Origin of the sequence: Tatumella sp. UCD-D_suzukii (genome assembly GCF_000611875.2) — a bacterium.
Taxonomy (GTDB): Bacteria; Pseudomonadota; Gammaproteobacteria; order Enterobacterales; family Enterobacteriaceae; genus Tatumella; species Tatumella ptyseos.
The window spans coordinates 34,770-61,021 of record NZ_JFJX01000012.1; the positions used below are offsets into that span (position 1 = coordinate 34,770).

Sequence of the window (26,252 nt, forward strand, 5' to 3'; positions counted from 1 at the left end):
GATCCTGTGGTTGAGCGGTGATCACTCCGGTATACTCTTGCCACCGTTCAGTATGAGAGATAGCAGGGGCGCTATGCCGGATTATCAGGCGTTAATACAACAACTTTGTGACCAGGGCTGGTACTACCAGCAAAATGTTCTGGATCCGCAGTGGGTTTCAGAGCTGGCTGCGCTTTGCCATAGCCGGACGTTCCTGCAGGCCGGCATTGGTAATGGCTTAAAAAATATTATTAATGAATCTATCCGGTCTGACAGCATCAGCTGGATTGATAAGGATGAACAGGATCCTGCTGTCCGGCGTTATCTGGCTCTGGTGGAAGAGATCCGTGTTCTGCTGAACCGGGAATTTTATCTGGGTCTGAATGATTTTGAGGGGCATTTTTCCCGATATCCGCAAGGAGCCTATTACAAACCTCATTATGACTGTTTTGCCAATGACCGGCGGCGGGCGATCACCTTTATTGTCTATATTAACCAGAACTGGCAGACGCAGGACGGCGGGCAACTTTGTCTGCATTTACCCGACGGGGAACATATGATAGAGCCGGTGGCCGGCAGCATGATTTGCTTCCTGTCTGAACAGATCCTGCATGAAGTTAAACCGACCCATTCCGAACGTATGGCATTGACCGGCTGGTTTATGCGTAATAACGGACGGGATTACTACTACAGTTAATCGCTGCCGGAAGCGGAAAGGGAAGGCCGGTAACTCCGCTCAATCCGGCCGGTCTTTTTTCCCGGCCACCTGGCTTCCCGCCTTATTTTCCAGTAACAGGATATCCGCCATGGCCACCAGGCAAAGCAGGGCCAGGGCAACAAAGGCGAGCCGGTAGCTGACCGCCGGCACTTGTGAAAGATAAGCCGCGGTCTGACTGAGCTTATCTGCCAGATAAAGGCAAAGGGCGCTAAAAGTAATACCTGCCCCCATTGAGAGCTGAGATGAGGTACTGAACAACGCATTCGCGTGGCTCATTTGTGTCTTCGGAACGTCACAATACACCAGCGTATTAATCGCGGTGAACTGCAGAGAACGGAACATCCCGCCGGCAAACAGTATCAGTATCACCAGCCAGTGGGGCGTTTGCGGTGTAAAAAATGCACAAGCCAGCATTCCACTGACGTTCAGGAAACCGTTCACTGTCAGTACGGTTTTGAAACCAAACCTTCGCAGGAGAGGGGTGGTGAACGGTTTGATCAGCAGGTTGCCGGCAAACACCGCCAGTACCAGCAGTCCGGAATGGAAGGCATCCAGATGAAAGCCCATCTGAAATAATAAAGGCAGAAGAAAAGGAACGGCTGAAATTGCGGCCCTGAACAAAAATCCTCCGACAAGCATCGCCCGGAATGTGGGGATGGTCAGCGCCTGCAGAGAGATCATCGGGAAAGGAACCCGCGCCATATGTCGAAAGCTCAGCCGGAATCCGTAAAGACTCAGTAGCAGTAAGCCCGTGGGGAGATACCACGGCAGCGATGATGAGGCCATTTCCATACTGCAAACAAACGTGACCATCGACAGGGTTGAAAAAATAAATCCTGTGATATCAAAGGGCCTTTTTTCCGGCTCAGCCTGCACGGTCATTAGTCTGCGGGCCAGCACAACAGCAATAATCCCGATGGGCAAGTTCAGGAAGAAAATCCAGCGCCAGCTGAACCAGGTCGTGATCAATCCGCCCAGTGGCGGCCCGAGGATCGGTGCAACCAGCGCAGGCCAGGTCAGGGTGGCAACGGCCGTGATCAGCTGTTCTTTTGGGGTGTTTTTTAACACAGCCAGTCTTCCTACCGGCACCATTAAGGCTCCGCCGACACCTTGCAGGATCCGCATAGCGACGAACAGAGGCAGGCTGTCGGCCAGCCCGCAAAGGACAGAGGACAAGGTAAAAATGGCCAGTGCCAGAGAAAAAACATTGCGGGCCCCGAAGCGGTCAGCTATCCAGCCACTGACCGGGATAAGCACGGCCAGCGTCAGAAGATAGGCACTGATCCCGAGGTTGAGCCGGGTCACGTCTGCGGAAAAAGTGATTGCCATAGAGGGCAGGGCTGTCGTGATCACCGTTCCATCCAGAAACTCCATAAAAAACGCACCGGCGACCAGCAGGGCCACCCCGGAGACGGATTGGGTTCTTTTATTAAGCCTTTCTGACATGGATCTGGCTGACCTGCATAAGATAGCAAAAAGTGTGGCTATAATAGCGAAGTTAAGGTTTCACTTTACTGATGAATGTATGTGAAAATGTTTAGTAAATACTAATAAAATGTATTGGAGTGTTCGTGGAACAACAAAAAAACCTGCATGTCGGCCTCGCATTACTGGCAATGGCCCTCGGGGGGTTTGCTATCGGCACCGGTGAGTTTGTCATTATGGGGCTGTTACCGGATGTGGCCCACGGGCTGGGCCGGTCGGTAACGACTGCCGGGAATGCGATTACCAGTTACGCATTGGGTGTGGTGGTGGGTGCTCCGTTGATTGCAGTTCTGGGTGCCAGAGTATCACGCCAACGTTTGCTGATTTTCCTGATGACACTTTTCGCTGCCGGTAACCTGGCCAGTGCCTTTGCGCCGGGCTACCTCAGTTTTATCGCAGTACGGTTTATCAGTGGTCTGCCGCACGGTGCTTATTTTGGTGTCGCCTCACTGGTGGCTGCCTCTATGGTTCCGGCGGAGCAACGGGGAAAAGCCATTGGCCGCATGATGACCGGCCTGACGGTTGCGACGTTACTGGGCGTTCCGCTGGCCGCCTGGGTAGGACATCATCTTAACTGGCATTATGCGTTCCTGTTTGTCGGGATCTGCGCGGTGGTCAGTGTACTGATGATCATTAGCTACATCCCTTACAGCAAGGGAGATCCGTCAGCGCATCCTCTGCAGGAACTGACCGCACTGAAAACACCGCGCGTTCTGTTGAGTTTACTGACTGGCGCGGCCGGGTTCAGTGGGATGTTTGCCGTCTTCAGCTATATCACCCCGACGCTGACCCATGAGTCAGGATTGCCGGAAGGGGGGATCCCCTGGGTCATGGCGGCCTTTGGGCTGGGTATGGTCGCCGGTATGATGGCAGGCGGACGTTTATCTGACTGGAGTGTGACAAAAGCCATCACTGTGGCACTGGTCTGGAACCTGGTCGTGATGGCACTGTTCCCGCTGATGGCCCATCATATCGCCAGCGGGATCCTGGTGACCTTTCTGATAGGGACAACCTCGTTGCTGATCCCGTGTTTGCAAATCCGTCTGATGGATGTGGCAGGTAAGGCGCAGACCCTTGCAGCGGCAATGAATCATTCCGCACTCAATATTGCTAATGCGCTGGGGGCTTTTTTTGGTGGCATGATCATTAACGCCGGCCTGGGATGGACCTCCACCGCTTGGGTGGGCGGTGCTCTCGGTATCTTCGGGCTGGTGGTTTATCAGTGCTCATTAGTGCTGAAACACCGGGATTAAGCGTTTGCCGGCAGGCTCCTCAGGGGCCTGTCTGGCGAAATATTTTGTCACTTTTTATCCCCTGCTGGCCTCTCTCCGCGCCTTTCCCCGGGTTTACAAAACGTCCCCTGGCTTTTATACCTGGTAAAGACAACGTTACTGCGACACTTCATCTTCAGGTGGCAGCCTGAATTGTCCTGTTATGAATCAGACCCGGGGGGAAAAATGCAGATTGATTCCCGAAGAGATTTTTTACGTGTAATGGCTCAGATAGCCGTCAGTTCGCCGTTGATCCTTGCGGCGGCCGCACGGGGCGAGTCTGCCTCGCCGGTGGTACCGGAACATTTTATGTTATCCGCCAATGGCTGGGTACCCAATAACCCGCACCTGCCGGTCCTTCTCTATCGCCAGGCACTCTCGCTGTCCGGCGATGTGACGCAGCAGTCGGAACAGGCACTGACGCACAATGGCTGGCCACCGCAATGGGTTGCCGGGGTATTTAACTTCCATCATTACCACAGTACTGCCCATGAGGTTTTAGGGTTTGTCGGCGGTGAAGCCCGGCTGATACTGGGAGGCCCGGGCGGGAAGACCGTGACGGTTCACGCCGGGGATGTGGCCCTGTTGCCCGCCGGTACCGGCCATTGCAATTCAGGCAGCAGTGACGATTTCCTGGTGATTGGTGCCTATCCGCCGGATCAGCACTGGGATATCTGTCGCTCGGCACCTACCGCCGCGATGCGCCAGCGGATTGACACCTTACCTTACCCGCATCAGGACCCGGTCAGCGGTCAGCCACAACCCTTAATGTCACTCTGGCAACAAGCATAATGTCATCTTAACAGGAGGTCCCGTGTCAGGAATTAAATCGTTACTGAGTGCAGGTCTGTTATTTATCGGTTCTCTGGCAACCGTCCAGGCGGCGTCGTTACCCTCCATCGGTATTATTGGCGCCGGGCAAATGGGCGGTACACTGGCCTCACTCTGGAGTAAATCCGGTTATCCGGTGATCCTCAGCTCGCGTCACCCTGAAGCCCTGAAAAATCAGGTTGCTGAACTGGGGCAGCAGGCCAGTGCCGCCAGTGTCGAACAGACGGCACAGAAAGCCAGCATTATTGTACTGGCCGTCCCCTATGGCGCTTTACCTTCGCTGGCTAAGACCATTGATGCTAGTGTGAAAGGCAAAGTGGTCCTGGATGTCAGTAACCCTTATCCCGGCAGAGACGGGCAGGTGGCCAACGAGGCTCTGAAAGAGGGGGTCGGACGATACAGTGCCGGGCTGTTCCCGGGGGCGCATCTGGTGCGCGGCTTTAACTCAGTAGCTGCCTACACCCTCAGCTCTGAGGCACATCGCTCCGGCGCGAAACTTGCGATCCCGCTGGCAGGAGATGATAAACAGGCGCTGAATGTCGTCTCGCAACTGGTGGAAAAAGCCGGTTTTGATCCGGTTATCGCGGGCGGGCTGGATAAAGCACGTTTATTCCAGCCAGGCAGCAGTCTGTTTCTGAGTAATCTCACCCGGCAGCAACTTAAACAGCAACTGGGGCAATAACCTTTCTCCCGACCCCCGCCCGGGGATCCATTAGTCCGCCTCACCCGGGGCGGACCTTCCGGGATCAGGCGGCAAAACGTCCTTCCCCTATGCAGAGTTTACGGGATCACATGTTTCCGTCATTGCCTGCCGGTGACAGCTTGTGGCTTTACCCATAAGGTGTATTCACGTAATCTGCATACTCCGCCCGGGCCAGCCTGTCGTTCCGGCAAGGCACAAACCCCACTGCCAGGCATGGGCGGGCGGCTACGTGCTGTTCAGCGACCTTTCCACCCGCAATGATACTGAGCGAATAATGATACCTGACACTTTCCTGCCGCTGACCGATCTCGGGCCTCGTATCTGTATTTTGGGGCCATCAAACAGCGGAAAATCCACCTTAGCTCTCGCTATCGCCGAAAAAACAGACTCACCGGTCGTACATCTGGATCAGTTATTTCACCAGCCGGGGACCCGCTGGCAGGAACGCCCTGAAGCAGAGTTTTTAGCGTTGCATGAGTCCGCGGTGCAGCAGGAACGCTGGGTGATGGAAGGGAATTATACCCGTTATCTGGGATCCCGGCTTGCGCGGGCGACCGGACTCATTATGTTAGATATTTCCATGCCGGTCATGCTCAGGCGCTATTTTTACCGGACACTGATACAAAAGGATCGTGCCGGGAATGTCCTGCCCGCGGGTCTGCGGGACAGGCTGTCAAAAGAGATGCTGAAATATCTGCTGGTCGTGACGCCGGGCAAAAGGGTACAAAACCGCACCCTCTATCAGCATTGTTCGTTACCGAAGGTTTTTCTGGCCTCGCCGGCGCAGACAGCAGCCTGCAGGCAACAGTGGCAACTGACGAAGAGTTAAAAAAGAGGGGGGCGATAGCCCCCCGAAAAAGGATGATACTAGTGTCGGCGGCTGCGTCGTAATCGTAAACCGATAATCAGCAGGATAAAGATCACCAGAACGACTGCGATGGCGGGCATAACATAAGGCTGTAAAGACACCAGCGCCGGCGGGTGCCCCCCTTTACGTACCCAGGCCACATCGCCGGCCTGTACAGTGACCGACGGATTACCAAAATTATGCAGGACATAATTACTGATATCGGCGACCTGCTGGTCGGTCAGGTGATCCACATAAGAAGATGTTGATCCGAAGCCTGGCATCAATACTTCATGGCCCCCGGTTGTCCGCTGAACACCGTAAAGGATAGTGGCAATCAGGTTTTGCGGATGGATCATGCCGGTCGCCGTATTATGGAATAACGACGGGTAAGCCTGGTTCTGACTTCCGGCACCGTCCGGTTGGTGACAACTGGCACAGTTACCACTGAATAAGGCTGCGCCGGAGATCACCGAATTGCGGGCATTATCGGGCGCTTTACCGCGAACTTCATCGTCCACATTCACGGGCGTGGAACCATAACTGTAAGCGGCCTGCGTCTCACCTTCTGTGCGTATCGGTGTTGTCTGTTTCAGGTAGGTTGCGATAGCATGCAGATCACTGTCCGGCAGGTATTGCAGGCTATGTTCAACGGCTTCAGCCATCCCTCCTGCGGCCTGGTTTTTCCCGGCAGCCCGGCCGGTTTTCAGGTACTGCACGATCTCGTCATCGCTCCAGCCGCCGATCCCACTGATTTTATCGGAGGTAATATTGGGTGCATACCAGCTGCCCAGCGGGGCACCGGCCAGGGCCTGGCCGGTCTCTTCATTCATCATAAAACCGCGGGGCGTATGGCAGGTATCACAGTGGGCCAGGCCATTGACCAGATAGTTACCACGGTTCCATTCAGCGCTCTTTCCGGGGTCGACCTGATAATCTTTGTTATCGGCATAGAGCAGATTCCAGATCTTCATACTGAAACGGATATTGAACGGAAAGGGCAGTGCGGTGACGGTGTTTTTCTGGTCGACCGGTTTTACACCATGCATAAAGTAATAATACAGTGCATGTAAATCGCTGTCGGTCATCATCCGGTAAGAGGTATAAGGCATCGCCGGATAGAGTTGCGCGCCATCCGCACGGATACCGTGTCTGACGGCGTTAGAGAACTGAGCCTCTGTATAATGACCGATCCCGGTGACAACATCCGGGGTAATATTGGTGGAGTAGATAGCGCCCATCGGTGAGGCGATGGCATACCCGCCGCTAAAGGCTGTTGTGCTGCCTGGTGCGGTATGACAGGCCTGGCAGTCAGAGGCGGTAGCCACCTGCTGCCCCTGGTTTAACAGTGACTGATCGATATCGGCCGCGCTGGCTGTCATCATATGGCATCCGGCATAGACTAATGCCAGCGCACTCATTTTGACGGAGAAGGAACGTTTCATGCAAACTCCTTCATACGCAGAGAAATATCGTGGGCCGCTTTCAGACCTAATGCCGCCATACTCAGGGTGCTGTTGACGACGCTGGCAGAAGGGATCGCACCGCCACCCGGCAGCCATAAATTTTCATGGTCAAAGGTACGGCAGTTGCCGTCTACGACCGCGTCTTTAGCCGATTTACCCATAATGGTTCCGCCCATAATGTGGTTATTCGCATTCAGGCTGGTGGTGATATTGAATTCTTTACCATTAAACAGCGAGCCGATATGTTCTAACTGCTCATGAGCGGCGGTCGCCCCTTTACGGACATAATCGCCGACATCGTAATGGATGTCCGGGCAGGCGAGGCCATGCGGATCTTTACGCGTTTTGCTGAGCGTCAGTCGGTTTTCAGGATCCGGCAACGGCTCCAGACTGATGGAGATATCTACCCCGTGGATCGACCGGTAACGGATTTCTTCATCCAGCGCCTTACCGACCAGACCTTTCGCCAGTGCCTGTTTGGTGGCCGGGACCACGCGGGAAATATTATTCAGGATCATTTTGTTAGCCGAATACTGGCTGCGGAAAGCACCATCACGCGGACCGACCATGCAACTGCTTTGTGCCGGGCCGCGGCCGAGCCATACCGGCTCTTCGGTCAGGAAGCTACAGTGGAAGCCGGAGTGGTCCATCATGTTGCGTCCCACCATATCTGAGCTGTTAGCGATCCCGTTCGGGTTGGCTTTATTGGCTGCCTGCAGTAACAGACGTGGGGTTTCTATGCCGTTACAGGCAAGCGCAAAGGCTTTGCCTGTGGCTTTATGGGATGCGCCCTGGTTATCCAGCCAATGGACGGCCGTCACGCGGTTATTACCATCGGTATCTATCTTATACACCACCGATTCAGCCAGAACGACGGCCCCTTTTTGCTCTGCACGTTCAATATGATGAATACCGTTATACATCGCGCCGATAGGACAAATAGGCTGGCAGTTATTATTACCGCAACAGACCGGACGACCTTCCCACGGGCGGGTGCTGCGTCCCTGCGGAATAGGCACCAGATTATAGCCATGCGGGTTCACCACACTGGCAAAATAGGCATCTCCGTGGGCAAACGGAACCATCTCCATCGGGTAGGGTTTGCTGCGCTCGCGCGGGGACTGCATGGCAGGGTCACTGGGGCCGGCGACCCCGATTTCATATTCTGCCTCACAATACCAGGGCTCCATTTCATCATAGGTAATTGCCCAGTCACGGCCGACACCATACTTACTCTGCATCACGAAATCACTGGGCATATGACGCCAGCAGGACGCAGCCCAGTGCCAGGTGGTGCCACCGACGGTTCGCAGATAGCCCTGCTGGAAGCTCCCGGCACTGGGGCCGGTAACATTCACATAGTTATTCGGCGGAAAATAGAGCGGCGCAGGGGCCAGCGGAGACTGAGGGTACAGCCCCTGAAAATCTGAACCGGCACGGTTAGCAAATGGCATATTTCGCCAGTTTTCAACAGCCTGAGCACGGCTGATACGCAAACCGGCTTCCAGTACCAGTACCGAATACCCCTGGCTGACTAATCTGTCTGCAATCATCCCGCCAACAATACCGGAGCCCACAATCACAATATCTGCAGAGGCATCGCCACCGGCAGTAAATTCAGGTTTTTTCATCGTATGCATTCTTTTTTTATCAGGTCACAGTTACAGGTTGTCGATTAATTCAGGATCCAGCGGGTCCGGTACCGGAGCAGTCCACCATAGGGGGCCATTGCCACAATAGGTAGGGACCACCAGTCCGTCACTGACCGTGGCATACATCAATGCCTCTTTATAAGCGACCAGGGTGCCCTTATAGTCATCGCCGAGGGTTCCGGTATACCAGGCGGTAACAATGTCCTGCAGAAAGTTACCCAGGCCGGCAGCAACGGCTCGCTGTTTGAACGCGACGGCCGTGTCTGATGGCTGGATCACGGCGGCCAGACGGGAAATTTTGCTGTTGAATTGCGGGTCTCGCTGGCTGAAAGCGCTCAGAAAGTGTGAGGCCAGTTGCGGACTGATATGTTTGTGTTCAGTAATGGTTTGCGATACCCGGATAAAATCACGCGCTGCGTCGCTGCCACGGATGACGCTATCAGCGAAACTTTGTAATGGCAGTGAGGCAGCAATGCCGGCGACAGAGATAACCAGTGCGGAACGGATAAAGTCCCTCCGGCTGGAACCGGTTCCATTCCCGATAACATTAGACGGCGATTGCTCAAAATTTTGCTTCATAGAAATTCCACATCCGTAGAGCCATATGTGAGTAAAATCACATTCTATAGCTAAAAGAAACGTAAATGTTAAATAAATTAATGTAGTTTGACTTGTTTGTCGCACTTTTTATTAAGATGATAACGATTTTCATTACTGGTTTTGCAGTGAAACCCTCATCAGCCAGTGGCTGAGTCCCGTTTACCGCGGGGAAATCCCCATGAAAAACAGCCAGTCATGCCACTCCTGTAACATCGTTCTGCCAAATCAGCGACAGAAACCCTTCCCTCTGCCAGCAACCGCCGGAACGTGGCCCCGGAGTAGTGTCCTGCGTAACAGAGTATTCTTATTAATGTTAGACCGGTATTCAGGTATTTCCGGAAAAAATGTGTGGATTTGTATCTGAGCCAACGGTCCGGACGGCCAGCATGAAAAACCGGGGACAGGGATGCAGACAGGCGAGGCGGTAAACAAAGAAAGACAGCGCAGTACAGGCAAACTGAAACGAAGAATATTGGCAGGGCGGATTAAAAAGAAAGAACACGCCGGGGAAGGTCGGCCCTGAAGGCCGGTGCCGGGGAGGGCACCGGTACAGAAAACGTATCAGTCCAGCTTACCGGTCAGCCGCTGATGAATGACTTTGCTTTTCCCCCCGAGACCGGTGATGGTCACCCGGGTCTGGTAGCGCTGGTAACGGAGTTCGATGGCATCCAGTGCGGCGACCGTAGAAGCGTCCAGGATCATTGCTTCAGACAAATCTATCTCCACATGTTCAGGATCGTTGGCGTAATCAAAATGTTCATACAGGTCATTACTGCTGGCAAAGAATAGCGGGCCATAGATTTTGTAATGCGCTGTGTTGTTATCGGCCGATAGCTGGCGTTCTGCTGTGATCACATGGCTCAGACGTCGTGCAAACCACAGAATGGCCAGCAGCACTCCGCTGACGACGCCAAGCGCCAGATTACTGGTCCAGACCGTAATGGCGACGGTGGCCAGCATAATCAGTGTCTCAGATAACGGGATGCGCCGTAAGGTGGCCGGTTTTACGCTATGCCAGCTCAGTGTTTTGACAGCGACGACCATCATGATTGCGGCCAGAACAACCATCGGAATATGTGCCATGACCTGACTCAGAACACTGACCAGTAACAAGAGTACAACCCCGGCGACCAGTGTGGAAACGCGGCTGCGTGCCTTGCCTAATTCCACGTTAACAATTGTCTGACCTATCATCGCACAGCCGGCGATACCGCCATAAAAACCGGCCAGAATATTGGCGATGCCAAGGCCGGTGGCTTCTTTCCGCTTTGACGAATGGGTATCGGTCAGGTCATCGACCACTTTTGCCGTCAGTAAGGATTCAATCAGTCCGACCAGCGCAACACTGACTGCCGTCGGCCAGATAATTTGTAACGTCTGCATGTTCAGCGGCACCTGTAACAGTGTCAGCCCGGGCAGACCGCGACTCATCGGGCCTTCATCACCCACATTCGGCAGAGAATATCCCATGCTCCAGGCGATGGTGGTAATAGCCACTATCGCCACCAGCGGTGCCGGGATCCGGGTCGTCAGTCGTGGCAGCAGGAGCACAATGCCCAGAGTCAGGATAAAAAAGAGCAGTACCAGCGGTGACTGCTTCCAGACATGGGGAACCTGGGCGAAAAATATCAATATGCCCAGCGAGTTCACAAACCCGGTCATCACCGGGCGGGGAATATAGCGCATCATCCGGGAAAGACCGGCAATGCCGAAGATTATCTGCAATATGCCCGCCAGGACGACCGTCGGCAGCAGGTAGGGAATGCCGTGCTGATGAACCATCGGGCCAATCACCAGGGCAACAGAGCCTGCGGCCGCACTCACCATTGCCGGGCGACCGCCAATCAACGATAAAGTCAGGCAGATCACCACAGACGCGATCAGACTGACCTTCGGGTCAACCCCCGCGACCACGGAAAAGGAGATTACTTCGGGGATTAAGGCCAGTGCCGTGACAATACCCGCCAGCGATTCACGGGTCAGCAATGCGGGCTGGCGGAAAACCGACAATATGCCGGGGGAGTCCACGGCATGATGTGTCGCAGAGGAAGAATATTGTTCCTGATTCATTATAAAACTCTTTATGGTTGTTGCAGGTGATAGAACTATCCGGCGTCAGTGCGCCTTTATACAGGGTATTGACCAATGTGGTAAATCGTAACGTTACTGTCTGGCGGAGTCTGTTGCCTGTCTGCCGGCAAGGCGGACAGGCAACAGGGGCACTATTTTTTACCTGAGAATAAGAAACGCAGTACCGGAATACGGCGATGAATTTCGTAGAGCAGGAACGACAGGCCGAAGACAAACAGCAATCCGATGCAGAAACCGACGGTGTCACCCGGGATATGTGGCATCAGAAACAGGCCAAACACCAGCGTCAACGGATGGTGTACCAGGTAAATAAACAAAGACGCATTCACCAGATAGGAAATCCGGGGGGAGGCGCGGTTCAGAAAACGGTGGCCGCAGCTGTAACATACATTCAGCATACAGAGCCCCATCCCGGTAGAGATCAGGGCATCCAGTTCATAAAGCCAGCCATCGCCGGCACTGTATTGCTGGTTAAAGTGGTAGGCGATAAACAGCACGATAGCACCGGTCCATAACACCGGGTGAGGGCGAACAAACAGGGCTTTTGCTGCCGGGTTTGTCCAGGCAATGGCCCCCAGCACAAAGAACGGCAGATAAAACAGCGTCTGCATCACCGCGATATTAAATAATCCGTCCATCAGCAATGCCGGAGCCTGCCACAGCAGCAGACGACGGAACAGTCCCCACACCACCACAGAACAAGCCAGTGCCACAAAAATACGCGGCCAGGTCAGTGTAAGTTGTGAGAGCCGCTGCTGGTGCTTCCTGAGGACAGCAAATATAAGCATTCCGCTGGCGGTGAGCAGAAGTAATACTAACAGGAACCATAAATGTGAAATCAGTTCCCAGACCAGAGTGTTATAACGCTGATAGGCGGTATATTCTGCCCAGCCAGTAAATTTCGGCGACAAACTTTTTAACATATAAAATTGCGGCAATGTGATTAACGGAATGGCTGCCAGAAAAGGAATTCCGACCCGTTCACCACGGACTTTCAGCCAGCGTAAAGGCTGATAGCGTAAATAGAGCATGTAAGAAAAATAACCTGAAATAACGAAAAACACCTGCATACGAAATGAGTGTATAAATTCATTAAACAGGGTCAGCCAGAGTGAAGCGTTAGGACTATTTACTGTCCATTGCTGACTGGAGTAGATCAGTGATACATGAAATGGCACACCCAGTAGCATCAGCCATGCCCGGATAGAGTCCAGAAAATACTCGCGTTCAGGTTTTTCGGGGGTCATATAAGCACTCGTCTGATAAATTGGAACTTTCCGGCAGTATGCCTGATAAAAGTCGTACTATAATTCTATCAGACATGTAAGAACCCTGACGGGTTTCGTTAAAGATTCTGAAAAAAAGCTTTTCAGGAAGATAATACCTACATTCTTTCGGGGTCGCTGTCAGAATCTGGCAGAATCCATTACTATGACAGTGATTTCTCAGGCACACGCACGCAAGGGGGAGATGTGCTCAATCAAGAACAAAAAAAATCAGGGTTGATGAAAATGCAGCTGGCAAGTGCCGCAGTGATGCTTGCCATGTATGCCAGTAATAGCTGGGCATTTGATCTTAATGATGTCGCAAAAGAAGCAAAGTCCCTGGCAGGGCAAAGCTATGAAGCACCCAAAAGCAATCTGCCCTCACAGCTCCGGGATTTGAAATATGCTGATTACCAGCAAATCCAATATAAACGTGATAAAGCGTATTGGGGAAAATTACGTACCCCTTTCAAACTCGAATTCTATCCGGAAGGAATGTATTTTGATGTTCCGGTAAAAGTAAATGAAGTCACGGCCAATTCTGTGCGTGAAATAAAATACAGCCCGGATGATTTTACTTTCGGCAATATTCCGCATGATGCGGATTCGTTCAAAAACCTCGGCTTTGCCGGGTTTAAAGTGCTTTATCCGCTTAACAGCAAAAATAAAGAAGACGAAATTACCAGTTTCCTGGGCGCCAGCTATTTCCGTGTGATCGGGGCAGGGCAGGTCTATGGTCTGTCGGCGCGTGGTCTGGCCATTGATACCGCATTACCGTCCGGTGAAGAATTCCCGCGCTTTAAAGAATTCTGGATCCAGCGTCCGAAACCTCAGGATAAACAGCTGGTGATCTACGCATTGCTGGATTCCCCGCGGGCGACCGGTGCGTACCGGTTTGTACTGCATCCGGGCAAAGAGAGCACCGTGGATGTGAATTCTAAAATTTTCCTGCGTGATAATGTCGGTAAACTGGGGGTCGCTCCGCTGACCAGTATGTTCCTGTTCGGAGCGAACCAGCCGTCGCCAACCCTGAATTACCGTGACGAGTTGCACGATTCAGATGGACTGTCTATTCATAACGGTAATGGTGAATGGATCTGGCGTCCGCTGAACAATCCGAAACGCCTGGCGGTCAGCACTTACACGCTTGAAAACCCTAAAGGTTTTGGTTTGTTACAACGTAACCGTGACTTCAGCCATTATCAGGACCTGGATGACCGTTATGACGAACGTCCGAGTGGCTGGGTAGAACCGCTGGGTAACTGGGGCAAGGGCCATGTTGAACTGGTTGAAATTCCGACCAATGATGAGACGAACGATAATATCGTCGCTTTCTGGTCTCCGGAAAAAATGCCTGAGCCGGGTAAAGAAACCGACTTTAACTACCGCTTACATTTTACCCGCGATGAAGCTCAGCTGCATTCACCGAATGTCGCCTGGGTGGCTGACACACTCCGCTCTGCCGGGGATGTGAAGCAGTCTAACCTGGTCCGCCAGCCGGATGGTTCCATTGCCTTTATCATCGATTTCGCCGGCAAAGCCATGAGTAAACTGCCACAGGAGACTCAGGTCGCGCCTCAGGTCAGTATCGGTGATAACGGTGAAGTGGTGGAACAAAGCGTCCGATACAATCCGGTCACTAAAGGCTGGCGCCTGGTATTACGTCTGCGGGTCAAAGACCCGAAAAAGACGACAGAAATGCGTGCTGCTTTAGTCAGTGGCGATAAAACGTTGACGGAAACCTGGAGCTATCAGTTACCAGCCAATGAATAAATCAACTTTTACCCCCGAAAAATATGTCGATGCTCTGCCGCTACCTGCGGCGGAGCAGGCGGCGCTACGCGCATCAACCGATACTGATTTTGCCGGTTTCCAGCACCAGTTGGGCCAGGATACGGCGGCCAGCAGTCGTGAGGATGATGCCCCTTTAACCTCTGTCTCTTCCCGTATTGAGATGGCCTGGCCTGAATCCCTGGATGACGGCAAACAGTTCGGGAAAGATGACCTTGATCGCACCACACTAAAGGCGATGCCGCCGGTTAAACGTGCCGGCATGTACCCTGATGCGTGGGAGACCAACCCGGTGACCCGTCTGTGGAATAAGATGATGGGGCGCTCAAAAGCACACCACCCGCACGATCAGGCAAGCATTGATGCCCGCCTCGCTGAAGAAAAATGGCGTTTTGTGGGGTCTGTTCGTCGCTATATCTTGCTGTTCCTGACGCTCGCGCAGACAGTCATAGCGACCTGGTACATGAAAACGATCCTGCCGTACCAGGGCTGGGCACTTATCGACCCTTCAGAGCTGATGAGCCAGAACTGGCAGCAATCGGTGCTGCAGTTACTGCCGTATGTGCTGCAAACCGGGATACTGATCCTGTTCGCTATCCTTTTCTGCTGGGTTTCGGCCGGGTTCTGGACGGCATTGATGGGCTTTGTCCAGCTGATGATGGGTAAGGATAAATACAGTATTTCTTACTCTACCACCGGCGATGAACCCCTGGATCCGGAGCACCGTACCGCACTTATCATGCCTATTTGTAATGAAGACGTAGAGCGTGTCTTCGCGGGGCTGCGGGCCACCTGGGAGTCGGTGGTACGTACCGGTAATGCAGAGCACTTTGATGTTTACATTCTTAGTGACAGTTATGATGCCGATATCGCGATCGCTGAACAGAAAGCCTGGATGGAACTGGTCAGAGATGTGGGCGGTGCCGGTAAAATTTTCTACCGTCGTCGTCGTCGCCGTGTAAAACGTAAAAGCGGTAACATCGATGATTTCTGCCGTCGCTGGGGCAGCCAGTACAGCTATATGGTTGTGCTGGACGCTGACAGTGTGATGAGCGGTGAATGTCTTACCGGGCTTGTCCGCATGATGGAGGCTAACCCGAATGCCGGCATCATCCAGTCATCGCCAAAAGCCTCGGGGATGGATACGCTGTATGCCCGTTGCCAGCAGTTTGCTACCCGTGTCTACGGACCGCTTTTTACCGCAGGTCTGCACTTCTGGCAATTGGGGGAATCCCATTACTGGGGGCACAATGCCATTATTCGCGTAAAACCGTTTATCGAGCACTGTGCACTGGCTCCACTGCCAGGGGAAGGGTCGTTTGCCGGCTCTATCCTGTCCCATGACTTTGTGGAAGCTGCGCTGATGCGTCGTGCCGGCTGGGGTGTGTGGATTGCGTATGATCTGCCCGGTTCGTATGAAGAACTGCCGCCGAACCTGCTGGATGAGCTGAAACGCGACCGTCGCTGGTGTCATGGTAACCTGATGAACTTCCGGTTATTCCTGGTGAAAGGGATGCACCCGGTACACCGTGCGGTATTCCTGACCGGGGTCATGTCTTACCTGTCGGCGCCACTATGGTTTATGTTCCTGGCGTTGTCCACGGCACTTCAGGTCGTTCATACCCTGATGGAACCGCAGTACTTCCTGCAGCCCCGGCAGTTGTTCCCGGTCTGGCCGCAGTGGCGTCCGGAACTGGCTATTGCCCTGTTCTCCACCACCCTGGTATTGCTGTTTTTACCGAAGCTATTAAGTGTCATCTTAATCTGGTGTAAAGGTGCTAAACCTTACGGAGGAGCGGCCCGCGTCTTTATTTCTCTGATGCTGGAAATGCTGTTTTCGGTGCTGCTGGCCCCGGTACGTATGCTGTTCCACACGGTCTTCGTTGTCAGTGCCTTCCTCGGCCTGAAAGCTGTCTGGAACTCGCCACAGCGTGATGATGATGCTACCCCCTGGAGTGAAGCCTTTGCCCGCCATGGTCTGCAAATGTTGCTGGGTATCGTCTGGGCCACCGGGATGGGCTGGCTGAACCTCAACTTCCTGTGGTGGCTGGCCCCGATTGTCTTCTCGCTGATCCTGTCGCCATTTGTGTCGGCGTTCTCCAGCAGAGCAACCCTGGGCCTGAAGTCACAGCGCGCAAAACTGTTCCTGATCCCGGAAGAGTATGCGCCGCCGCAGGAGCTGGTGGATACGGATAAGTATCTGACACTGAACCATCGCCGTGCGTTAAATAATGGCTTTATGCATGCAGTGTTCAACCCGGCCTTCAATGCACTGGCGACAGCCATGGCGACGTCGCGGCATAAACAGAGTCAGCTACTTGACCATGCCCGTGACCGTCAGGTCGATCTGGCACTGAGTGAGGCTCCTGAAAAACTGGGACGTGAACAACGTTTACAGTTAATCAGTGACCCTGTCGTACTGGCCCGGGTGCACAGTCGTTTGTGGCAGTCCGGTGAGAAATATCATCAGTGGCTGAGCAGTTATCAGAAAATGGCACTCTCCCCGAAGGTATTGCCTCAACGGTAATCGCTTTCCTCCTGAAAACCTCCCTCATGATGATGGAGGTTTTTTTTTACCGGTATAACAGTCCCCGGGTTGTCAGAGAGAACCGGCAGGAGGCGTCAGATCGGGGGGAATTTTGCGCACCGGCAGAGACTTAACAAAAAACTGACAAAAAACGGCGGGATCCTTATCCGTAGTATGACTAAAAACAAGCTAGACTAGGCACCGGTTTGTTAACGCGCACAGGTTGCAGAAACAATGAAATTTTTATTATTAACCGCCAGCGTGATAATGCTGACGGGTTGCGGCAGCATTATCAGCCGGACGGTTCCCGGTCAGGGAAACGGCCATCAGTATTATCCCGGTGTTCAGTGGGATATGCGGGAGGGGGCGTGGCGCTATCTGACGGTGCTTGACCTGCCGTTATCCCTCATCGTCGACACGCTGTTGTTACCGGTGGATGCGAAACATGGCAGTTATGACTGAGTAAAGTGACGCCGCAGTTACCAGCGTTCAGTTTCGCTGTCATCATCCGTCCATTCTTCGGCGGCACGCAGTCCTTCTTCGGTATCGGTCGGCGGAGAGAGCTGAAATTCACCATCATCCCATTCGTGCAGGGTATCTTCTTCTGACCACTCCTGGAGCAGTTCCTGCGGGTCAAAATCCCCGTCCCAGACGGACTGAGCGGCTTCATCGAACAACAAGGGCAGACACTCACCCTCTTCTGTATCTTCTTCGCCAGAAAACTCTGCCTGCCAGCGGGGTTCGCCTTCCTGCATTACGTATTTTTGCAGGGAAAACTGTCGGATATCCGGTTCGCTCTCAGCATCCGGAGAGTTAGCCAGAAATGCTTCCCGGGCGGCTTCAATGGCTTCCGGCAATGTGGTGTATAGATCCATATAGTGAGTGCTCCGGTTATGTCGGCAGAAACCTAAAGCATAGATCAAATCAGTCAGGGATAAAGGGGAAGGGGAAAATTAATATCGCCCCCGGCGGGTCAGGAAAATACCGGGGGCCGGGGAAGATCAGTAGAGTGACGGTTCCCCTTCAGGGCGTGTCTTAAAGCGGCGGTGCAGCCACATGTACTGGTCAGGTGCCAGCAGAATGCCTTCTTCCACAATCTGGTTCATACGGGCAGCCGTAGCCAGTTCATCGGCCAGCGGCATATTATCGCTGGCGTCGGGTAAAATCACCATTTCATAACCCCGCCCGTTGGGCAGTCGGCGGGGAACAAACGGGATCACCGCCGGATGGCTGGTGCGGATCAGCATATAGCTGCCACGGGTCGTCGCGGCTTTATCCACGGCAAACAGGGGCGCAAACACGCTGGCGCGGGGACCATAATCATGGTCGGGGGCATACCAGATAATGTCGTTATTTTTCAGCGCGCGGATCATCCCTTTAATATCTTTGCGGTCCAGCATCGATTTATTGGAACGCATCCGGCCATAGGTCTGCAGCCAGTCCAGCAGCCGGTTATCGTGTGGCCGGTAGACACCAATACCCGGGTTGTAGATACCAAAAATACGGGCGCCCAGTTCCAGCGTCAGAAAATGAATACCAATCAGTAATACACCGCGCTTATCGTGAAGTGCCTTATCGATGTGTTCCAGGCCGGAAACGGCGAACCATTTTTTAATCCGCCAGTCCGGCCAGAACCAGGCCATTCCGGTTTCCATCAGCCCCATCCCGACCGATTCGAAATTATGCCGCAACAGCGCCTGGCGATCAGCTTCCGGCATTTCAGGAAAACAGAGTTCGAGATTACGTCGGGCAATGGCAACACGGCTTTTCAGAAAGCGCATCGACATCCGTCCCAGATTCGTTCCCAAAAAGTTGAGCACAGGATAGGGCAAAAGTACGATCAAATAGAGCAATCCAATACCCAGCCATGTAAGCCAGTAACGGGGATGAAGAAGGCTGCGATTAAATTCAGGCAATTGTGTCATTTTATTGTTTTTCCCACATTCCATTTCCCGGGCAGAGAAGGTTCCTCTCTACAATTTTCCTGTTATTGTGCCATTTTTTAACATTATCTAAAATGTTATATCCTGTTTGCGATGATTTTACGCTGTTTTTTATCCTGTGCAGTGAAAACACTGCAGAGCTATCGTTTTTCCGGGGAGATAATTCGGGTATGATATTGCCCCTTCAGAATTCAGTATAACTCACAGGAATGAACACCATGCCAGTGTTACACAATCTTGTTTCCAATAAAGAACTTAAAGAGCGGATGCTCGCCGAAACCGAGCCACGCACTACGGTATCCTTTTACAAATATTTCCGAATTGAAGACCCGCAGGCATTTCGCGATAAGCTCTATCTGATGCTGACGGAGATGAAGGTTTTCGGTCGTATTTATGTCGCCCGTGAAGGCATTAATGCTCAGATCAGTGTTCCGCAAAGCCGCTATGAAGCGATGAAGCAGGCGCTGTATGATTTCGACCCGGCCCTGAATCAACTGCGTATGAACATCGCTTTGGATGATGATGGTAAATCCTTCTGGGTTTTGCGCCTCAAAGTGCGTGAACGTATTGTGGCTGATGGTATTGAAGATGAATCCTTTGATGCGGCGGATGTCGGCGAATACCTGAAAGCAGATGAGGTCAACCAGATGCTGGACGATCCGGATGCGGTTTTTGTAGATATGCGTAACCACTATGAGTTTGAAGTGGGTCATTTCGACAATGCGCTGGAAATCCCTGCAGATACCTTCCGTGATCAGTTACCGATGGCCGTGGAGATGCTGGAGCAGCAAAAAGACAAAAAAATTGTCATGTATTGCACCGGTGGAATACGTTGCGAAAAAGCCAGTGCCTGGATGCGTCACAGTGGTTTCGATAATGTCTATCATATCGAAGGGGGTATCATTGAATATACCCGCCGTGCTCGCGAGCAGGGGCTACCGGTCCGCTTCAAAGGTAAAAACTTTGTCTTTGATGAGCGGATGGGCGAGCGGATCTCTGACGATGTTTTAGCCCATTGTCATCAGTGTGGTGCTTCCTGTGATACGCATGTGAACTGCATTAATGACGGTTGCCATCTGCTGTTTATTCAGTGCCCGGCCTGTGCAGAAAAATATCATGGCTGCTGCAGCCCGATGTGTATGGAAGAATCGCAGCTTCCGCCGGAAGAACAGCGGTTACGCCGTGCCGGCCGTGAAACCAGTAACAAAATCTTTAATAAATCCCGCGGTGTGTTACGGATGACAATCCCACAGCCGGTCAAAGACGGCGGGGAATAATGGAAAAAAGCCTGACATTGTCAGGCTTTTTTCCATCACCGGCAGGTTCAGGCTGGAAACTCCAGGACTTCGGTCAGGTCACCCATTGGCGGATGTCCGTGTTTCTGCAGCGATTCATCACGCAGTTTCAGCCCCGGTAACACCGGAAGATCATAGACACGACTGATTAATCGCAGCACTGAACCGGTATCATATTGAGTATGCTCAACATGGCCTTTACGTGCATAAGGCGAAATCACCAGGGCCGGAATGCGGGTGCCGGGTCCCCAACGGTCGCCTTTCGGTGGAGCCACGTGATCCCACCAGCCACCATTTTCATCAAAAGTAATCACCACCAGGGTGTTTTCCCATTGCGGACCTTGCTGCAGCCGGTCGACAATATGGGCGATATGGCGATCCCCTGACTCCACATCCGAATATCCGGCATGCATATTCAGGTTACCCTGCGGTTTATAGAAGGTCACCGGAGGCAGTTTTCCTGCATCAACATCCGCCAGGAATTTATTAGTCTCTGCGGTATCACCCAGCCCACCGTCCCGCAGATGCTGGCGACGATTTTCCGGATGCCCCGGCCCCAGATCCGCAAAATAGTTCAACGGCTGGTGGTGGAGCTGGAAGTCAGGACGGGCAGGGAAATCGTTACTGTCTTTTTTACCATCAACAGCAAACTGCCAGCCACCGGCATACCAGGCCCAGTCGATATTCTTGTCTGACAACAGGTTACCGATATGTGTATGGGTCTGTGGCGGCAGTGTATTCGGTGATGAACTGTCAGCCAGTGCCGGGTCTGTTTTATCACGGCTGCCTGATGGCCAGTACGGTGGCAACATCGTATTGACGGCAAATCCGTCAGGGGTTATCTGGCTTGGCCCGAAGCGGGGGATCCCGTCAAGAGCGCTGGCCGGCGAGTCGTCCAGCGGTTTCAGGCGGGGATCCGCCGGGTCATCACTCATCAGTGTGGCCACCTTACCTTTGGCGGGAGAGTGATGAACGTCCGGATAAACCGGTGGCCGGGCAGAAACCAGATACTGGTGATTGAGGAACGATCCGCCAAAGGCTCCCTGGAAGAAGTTATCGCAAAGTGTGTATTCCCGGGCCAGGTTCCACAGCCGCATATTCCAGGCGCTGTCTCCATAATATCCCATCGTCAGCGCACCGGAATCTGCCCAGGCGACGAATTTGTCGTTCTTTCCGCCGTTGATCTGCATCTGATTCTGATAAAACACATGCCATAAATCCCGGGTAACCACTCCCTGAGGCAGGGCCTCACCACCGGGGCCTTTCAGGGCAAATGGCTGGTTAGGCAGTTGTTGCATGTAGTCAGCATTTTCCGGTACCTGGTAACGGGTATGGTTAACCGTTTGTTCATGCGGGACCAGGCCTGTCCAGACCGGAGGCAGGTGAGGAAGTAACTCTCCGTTACGATCACGTTGCCGGAGCGCTTCAGGTTTCAGGGATGACAAAGGTTGCTGTACACCCGGGAAATTGGCAAACAGGTTATTGAAACTGCGGTTTTCTGCGTAGATAACGACCACATTGCGGATATGTTTACGCAGTAAAAGATCCTGCTCTTTTCGCGGCAGCTTACTCAACAAATGCCGGGTATCTGTGCAGCCTTCCGTCCCTCTGGCAGCATTTGCCATCGGCAGAATACCGGAACTGAGGCCAAGCACAGAAGCCCCGGCCAGGAAGCGGCGGCGGGCCGGATTATCCGGCGTCATACCTTCTGCGGAGGGAGATTTTTCTGTGTTTTCAGGTTGTTTACTGTCTGGCTTTTTCATTAGTCTGACCTTAATAGGATCCGAATGGCAGAAGCAGCAGGGATGCTATTAAGCAGCGGTGACAGTCATATGACGATTTTATAAAGAAATGATGACAGTGACCCGGGGTGACAGTTACCCCCGGGAAATGAAAACGACGGACGTCAGATTAGCGGGTAAATCGGCTGAGCGAAAAAGGGCGTAATCCGTCCGGTAATGTGCCCTGTTGTGCAAATTCACTCGCAATTTCACCCAGCAGTGGCGCGAATTTGAAGCCATGTCCGCTTAAACCAGTGATTACCATGCAGTCAGGGTTATCCGGCAGTGTATCAATAATAAAATCCCCGTCCGGGGAGTTATCGTAGCTGCAGCTTTCCCCGTACAGGCAGCCGCCGACACCGGGCAGACATTGGCGCAGAAAGGCAAAACATTCACTGCCATCTTCAGGGTAGCTGCCAAAAGGGAAGCCTTTATTATCTGACACCCCGGGCTGCCCCCCGTCATGACGACCGACTTTCAGCGCGTTATCCTGCGCCGGAAATCCATAATAATGGCTGCCGTCGTCCAGACCGATGCTGAAGCCCGGGAAATGATTATTTTCGCTGTAACGGCCATCCGCCTGGAACCAGGCAAAGACTTTCCGGGTCTGGATGACCGGCAGAGATGCAACAAAATCGTTGATCCGGCTTCCCATACTGATGAGCAGCCGGGCCGCGCTGAAGGTTCCCTCATCGGTGACCACCTGCTGCAGGTCGCCATCGCGGGAAATACTTTTTATCGGACAGTTAAACAGCTGTGCTGCCCCCTGTTCACGGGCAAGGTGGATCCAGTGTTCGACGGCCAGTTCACTGGACAGATAACCGGCGTCGGGTTCAAAAACAGCGTCAAAATGGGCCGGTAACGTAATCTCAGGCCAGCGTCGGGCCACCCCTTGCGGAGTCAGAGGTTCAACATTCAGTGACCAACGCTCAGCACTTTCTGCCAGGCTTGTCATAAACAGTGAGTCCCGGGGGCCTGCATTCAGCACGCCACAGGGATGAAGCAGCCGGACACCGGCATCGGCTTCAAACTGCTGCCAGAGCTGCTGACTGCGCAGCAGCAGCGGGACATATTTCTCACCTTCGCCATAGGCGTAGCGGATCAGTCGGTTCTTTCCGTGGTGGGCACCTTCTGTATGAGGCGGATGAAAGGCATCTACCATCAGCACCTTTAAACCGGCCTTGCTGGCATAATAACCGGCCGCCGCACCGGCAGATCCGCTGCCGGCGATGATCAGATCGTAAATCATTCCCTGTGAGCTCCTGAATCAAGACAGATAAAGCAGCATAGCAGACCCGCGTAGAGAATAAAAAAAGCAATAATGCGGATAAAGCGTCTCCGGTTGTTACCCCTGCAGTGCAGTTGTAGTGCAGGTGACTGATGTGCCCGGAGTACATTCAGGGTGAACACCGGTACCTCTCAGGTTACCGTTACGGAGGGGGACTGACTAACAGAAGGGCATGCATCGACCTTTTGAGGACAGGTAACACGATAGCCTTGCAGGTGAGAAAACGGAAAGGATGCAGGCACCCGGCAGGGTGCCTGTCAGAGGAGAGATTAATGTTTTAGCGGTAAAGATAAACTGTTTTCGGCAGATTCTATTTTGGCGATACCCGCTTCCAGAATCGAAATAAATTGCCGGGCGACGTCCGTCGTCAGCCAGTAAGTCGGGCCCACATCGGCATCTTCTTCACTTTGCTGCATTGATGATAATGAGTGCAGGCGGATCATCATGGCGTCATAGACATCAACGGTACTGATATCCCAGCCGACCAGTGAATGGGTCTGAATAACATCTTTCTCTCTGTCCATAAAACCTCCTGATTACTCGTTAGACTACGTGTAGGTTGAGGTTTACATCCGGCCTTCTGTGATGGAAAGAAGGTGGATCCAGTATAGCATGACTGTTGAAAACACGCTTATTCAGCGCGAAGAATATGAGACAGGGATAATGATTACCGGAAAATGAACAGGAAGTACAGTCGGTTTACCGGAGAGCCCGGCAGGGTGTCGCCAGTCAGACAAAACTGCCTGCTTTTTATCGGACTTTTAGCATCGGGCTACGCCCGGGTGCTGCAGGCCAGTCTTAAGGACACGCTGTTGCTGAAACGAATAAAAAAGCCGGATGGCGACACCCGGCACGGCGCATGACACGCTTAATCGTTACTGAAATGATCGGTTAAACAGCCGCAGTGGCGGCTGTTTATGCTGTATATATTTACAGTGTTTGGGCGGAAAATGCAACCCCTGGCGGCTCTCAGGCCTCTACACTCCAGTTCAGGGTTTCACCGGCCAGGAAAGGTACCAGCACATCTTCCCCGGCAGGGATGGTCTCCGGCACGGTCCAGGGTTTACGGACCAGTGTGACGGTATCGGTATTGACCGGTAAGCCGTAGAACTGCGGCCCGTTCAGTGAACAGAAGGCTTCCAGGTGCTGCAGAGCGCCCAGTTCATCGAATACAGTGGCATAGGCTGACAGTGCTGTCGGGGCATTAAAGACCCCGGCGCAACCGCAGGACGATTCTTTGCGTCCGCGCAGGTGAGGAGCCGTATCTGTTCCGAGGAAGAAACGGCTATCCCCGCTGGCAACAACCTGACGCAGCGCTTCCTGATGGACATTACGTTTCAGAATAGGCAGACAGTACAGATGCGGGCGGATCCCCCCGCTGAGCATATGGTTACGGTTAAACATCAGGTGCTGCGGTGTGATAGTCGCGGCAATATGTTGTTTTTCACTGCTGACAAACTGGGCCGCATCCCGGGTGGTAATATGTTCCATCACAATCCGCAGCTCAGGAAACTGACGGCGGAGCGGGATCAGGACCTGGTCAATAAATTGTGCTTCACGGTCGAAGATATCAATATGGGCATCGGTCACTTCACCATGAATAAGCAATGGCATACCGATAGCCTGCATGCGCTCCAGTACCTTAGCGATATGCTGAATACTGGTAACACCGTGGCTGGAATTGGTGGTCGCATGTGCCGGGTAAAGTTTAGCCGCCGTAAATACCTTCTCTGTAAAACCGGTTTCAATTTCATCCGGGTCCAGGGAGTCGGTCAGGTAGCAGGTCATCAGGGGCTGGAAGCGGTGTGCCTTTGGCGTCGCTGCCAGGATACGTTCACGATAGGCTTTCGCTGCGCTAACAGAAGTGACCGGCGGCACCAGGTTGGGCATGACAATCGCCCGTGCAAAAACATCACTGGTATACGGCAGGACAGTATTAAGCATTTCATCGTCACGTAAATGAATATGCCAGTCATCGGGGCGGCGTAAAGTGATTGTATCTGGGTGAAGAGTCATGCATCAGGCTCCGGCGTCATAAGTGAAGGTGGGATTTAACCGGGGAGTAAGGATAAAGCTCCCCGCGCCGGAATGCACATGTTTTTTCGCGTGATTTCTGTCGTCAGCAGAAATCACTGTCACACCTTTAGCGGGTGAGTGAAATCACTAATTCTCCCGGTCTGACTTCCAGTCCCTGCGCCAGTTTTTTCGCTATCGCTTCCCCGGTACCGCGATCCGCATTCAGTACATAGGCCGGATGGGTTCTGAAATAGTCCTGCAGTGACTGGTTCAGTACCGGCATCAGGGCATTGACGACCTGTTGCAGTTTTTCCGGCCGGACCTGGCTGTCAGTCACCTGCAGATCCTGCAGATAAATGGCACCCTGATCAGGGTTATAAACCGGCTGTGCTTTCATCTTCAGGAAAATATCGGCGTTCTGCTGACCAAACAGCGACGTTAACTGCAGACTGGCTTTCCCCGAGAGGGTCATTTTACCAGGTTCTTCACGGCCGATAGCAGACTGCAAGTCTGTCAGGATAATATGTGCGGTCGCCAGGCCGTTCACACCGATATCTTTCTCATAATTGTCATGCTTCTTCAGCGCCTGATTCACTTCCTGCTCCGTAATGGTATAGCGGGCCAGATGGTCACAGGCACTCAGTAACAGAATACTGATCAATAACGGTACAAACAGAATAACCTTACGCATTTTTCCTCACTC

At 53.0% G+C, this 26,252-nt stretch carries 22 protein-coding genes; 9 read left to right on the forward strand and 13 right to left on the reverse strand.

Annotated elements, in window-relative coordinates:
• Window positions 1-73 precede the first annotated feature (73 nt).
• Window positions 74-676, forward strand: a complete 603-nt coding sequence (locus CG67_RS04235; RefSeq protein ID WP_025901737.1) for a 2OG-Fe(II) oxygenase — start codon at window positions 74-76, stop codon at window positions 674-676.
• 39 nt (window positions 677-715) lie between these two features.
• Here the strand turns inward: CG67_RS04235 and CG67_RS04240 are convergent, their stop codons facing one another.
• Complete coding sequence (locus CG67_RS04240; RefSeq protein ID WP_025901738.1) at window positions 716-2,143, reverse strand: MFS transporter; 1,428 nt, start codon at window positions 2,141-2,143, stop codon at window positions 716-718.
• A 125-nt stretch (window positions 2,144-2,268) separates the two neighbouring features.
• On the opposite strand from CG67_RS04240, the gene CG67_RS04245 reads away from it, so the two are divergent.
• The 4 genes from CG67_RS04245 (at window position 2,269) to CG67_RS04260 (ending at window position 5,816) form a co-directional block, all read left to right on the forward strand.
• Window positions 2,269-3,435, forward strand: a complete 1,167-nt coding sequence (locus tag CG67_RS04245) for an MFS transporter (RefSeq protein WP_029989337.1) — start codon at window positions 2,269-2,271, stop codon at window positions 3,433-3,435.
• Between the two features lie 204 nt (window positions 3,436-3,639).
• Window positions 3,640-4,245, forward strand: a complete 606-nt coding sequence (locus CG67_RS04250) for a cupin (protein ID WP_029989336.1) — start codon at window positions 3,640-3,642, stop codon at window positions 4,243-4,245.
• 22 nt (window positions 4,246-4,267) lie between these two features.
• Window positions 4,268-4,966: an NADPH-dependent F420 reductase gene (locus CG67_RS04255; protein ID WP_025901739.1), complete on the forward strand. Its 699-nt coding sequence runs from the start codon at window positions 4,268-4,270 to the stop codon at window positions 4,964-4,966.
• 295 nt (window positions 4,967-5,261) lie between these two features.
• Window positions 5,262-5,816, forward strand: coding sequence for an ATPase AAA (locus CG67_RS04260; protein ID WP_038024686.1), 555 nt, complete (start codon window positions 5,262-5,264; stop codon window positions 5,814-5,816).
• 38 nt (window positions 5,817-5,854) lie between these two features.
• On the opposite strand, the gene CG67_RS04265 is transcribed toward CG67_RS04260, so the two are convergent.
• The 5 genes from CG67_RS04265 to mdoC form a co-directional block, all read right to left on the reverse strand.
• The gene (locus CG67_RS04265) at window positions 5,855-7,219 is read right to left on the reverse strand and encodes a cytochrome c (protein ID WP_235501104.1); all 1,365 of its coding nucleotides are present in this window, start codon (window positions 7,217-7,219) and stop codon (window positions 5,855-5,857) included.
• 56 nt (window positions 7,220-7,275) lie between these two features.
• Window positions 7,276-8,931, reverse strand: coding sequence for a GMC family oxidoreductase (locus CG67_RS04270; protein ID WP_025901742.1), 1,656 nt, complete (start codon window positions 8,929-8,931; stop codon window positions 7,276-7,278).
• Window positions 8,932-8,961: 30 nt separating this feature from the next.
• Entirely contained in the window at window positions 8,962-9,531 is a 570-nt protein-coding gene (locus CG67_RS04275; protein ID WP_025901743.1) for a sugar dehydrogenase complex small subunit, read from the reverse strand.
• 582 nt (window positions 9,532-10,113) lie between these two features.
• Entirely contained in the window at window positions 10,114-11,622 is a 1,509-nt protein-coding gene (locus CG67_RS04280) for a SulP family inorganic anion transporter (RefSeq protein ID WP_025901744.1), read from the reverse strand.
• Between the two features lie 152 nt (window positions 11,623-11,774).
• Entirely contained in the window at window positions 11,775-12,890 is a 1,116-nt protein-coding gene (gene mdoC, locus CG67_RS04285; protein ID WP_025901745.1) for a glucans biosynthesis protein MdoC, read from the reverse strand.
• A 255-nt stretch (window positions 12,891-13,145) separates the two neighbouring features.
• Here mdoC and CG67_RS04290 point away from each other — a divergent pair, with 255 nt between their 5' ends.
• The 3 genes from CG67_RS04290 (at window position 13,146) to CG67_RS04300 (ending at window position 17,688) form a co-directional block, all read left to right on the forward strand.
• The gene (locus CG67_RS04290) at window positions 13,146-14,681 is read left to right on the forward strand and encodes a glucan biosynthesis protein G (protein ID WP_200910036.1); all 1,536 of its coding nucleotides are present in this window, start codon (window positions 13,146-13,148) and stop codon (window positions 14,679-14,681) included.
• Entirely contained in the window at window positions 14,674-17,226 is a 2,553-nt protein-coding gene (gene mdoH / locus CG67_RS04295; protein ID WP_025901747.1) for a glucans biosynthesis glucosyltransferase MdoH, read from the forward strand. The genes CG67_RS04290 and mdoH overlap by 8 nt, the downstream gene beginning before the upstream one ends.
• Before the next feature lie 234 nt (window positions 17,227-17,460).
• Window positions 17,461-17,688: a YceK/YidQ family lipoprotein gene (locus CG67_RS04300; RefSeq protein ID WP_025901748.1), complete on the forward strand. Its 228-nt coding sequence runs from the start codon at window positions 17,461-17,463 to the stop codon at window positions 17,686-17,688.
• A gap of 17 nt (window positions 17,689-17,705) precedes the next feature.
• Here the strand turns inward: CG67_RS04300 and CG67_RS04305 are convergent, their stop codons facing one another.
• Together CG67_RS04305 and CG67_RS04310 are read right to left on the reverse strand one after the other, a co-directional pair.
• Complete coding sequence (locus tag CG67_RS04305) at window positions 17,706-18,101, reverse strand: MysB family protein (RefSeq protein WP_025901749.1); 396 nt, start codon at window positions 18,099-18,101, stop codon at window positions 17,706-17,708.
• A 126-nt stretch (window positions 18,102-18,227) separates the two neighbouring features.
• Window positions 18,228-19,151, reverse strand: a complete 924-nt coding sequence (locus CG67_RS04310; RefSeq protein WP_025901750.1) for a Kdo(2)-lipid IV(A) acyltransferase — start codon at window positions 19,149-19,151, stop codon at window positions 18,228-18,230.
• Between the two features lie 236 nt (window positions 19,152-19,387).
• Here CG67_RS04310 and CG67_RS04315 point away from each other — a divergent pair, with 236 nt between their 5' ends.
• Entirely contained in the window at window positions 19,388-20,446 is a 1,059-nt protein-coding gene (locus CG67_RS04315) for a rhodanese-related sulfurtransferase (protein ID WP_025901751.1), read from the forward strand.
• Between the two features lie 47 nt (window positions 20,447-20,493).
• On the opposite strand, the gene acpA is transcribed toward CG67_RS04315, so the two are convergent.
• The 5 genes from acpA to CG67_RS04345 all read right to left on the reverse strand — a co-directional run bounded on the left by acpA (window position 20,494) and on the right by CG67_RS04345 (window position 26,240).
• A complete protein-coding gene (acpA, locus tag CG67_RS04320) occupies window positions 20,494-22,227 on the reverse strand; it encodes an acid phosphatase (RefSeq protein ID WP_025901752.1) in 1,734 nt (577 codons plus the stop codon).
• Window positions 22,228-22,375: 148 nt separating this feature from the next.
• Window positions 22,376-23,494: an N-methyl-L-tryptophan oxidase gene (gene solA, locus CG67_RS04325; protein WP_025901753.1), complete on the reverse strand. Its 1,119-nt coding sequence runs from the start codon at window positions 23,492-23,494 to the stop codon at window positions 22,376-22,378.
• A gap of 308 nt (window positions 23,495-23,802) precedes the next feature.
• A complete protein-coding gene (bssS, locus tag CG67_RS04330; protein WP_025901754.1) occupies window positions 23,803-24,057 on the reverse strand; it encodes a biofilm formation regulator BssS in 255 nt (84 codons plus the stop codon).
• A 445-nt stretch (window positions 24,058-24,502) separates the two neighbouring features.
• Window positions 24,503-25,549 (reverse strand): dihydroorotase, encoded by a 1,047-nt coding sequence (gene pyrC, locus CG67_RS04340; protein ID WP_025901756.1) that lies wholly within the window; start codon window positions 25,547-25,549, stop codon window positions 24,503-24,505.
• A gap of 127 nt (window positions 25,550-25,676) precedes the next feature.
• The gene (locus tag CG67_RS04345; RefSeq protein ID WP_025901757.1) at window positions 25,677-26,240 is read right to left on the reverse strand and encodes a lipoprotein; all 564 of its coding nucleotides are present in this window, start codon (window positions 26,238-26,240) and stop codon (window positions 25,677-25,679) included.
• Window positions 26,241-26,252: the final 12 nt, after the last annotated feature.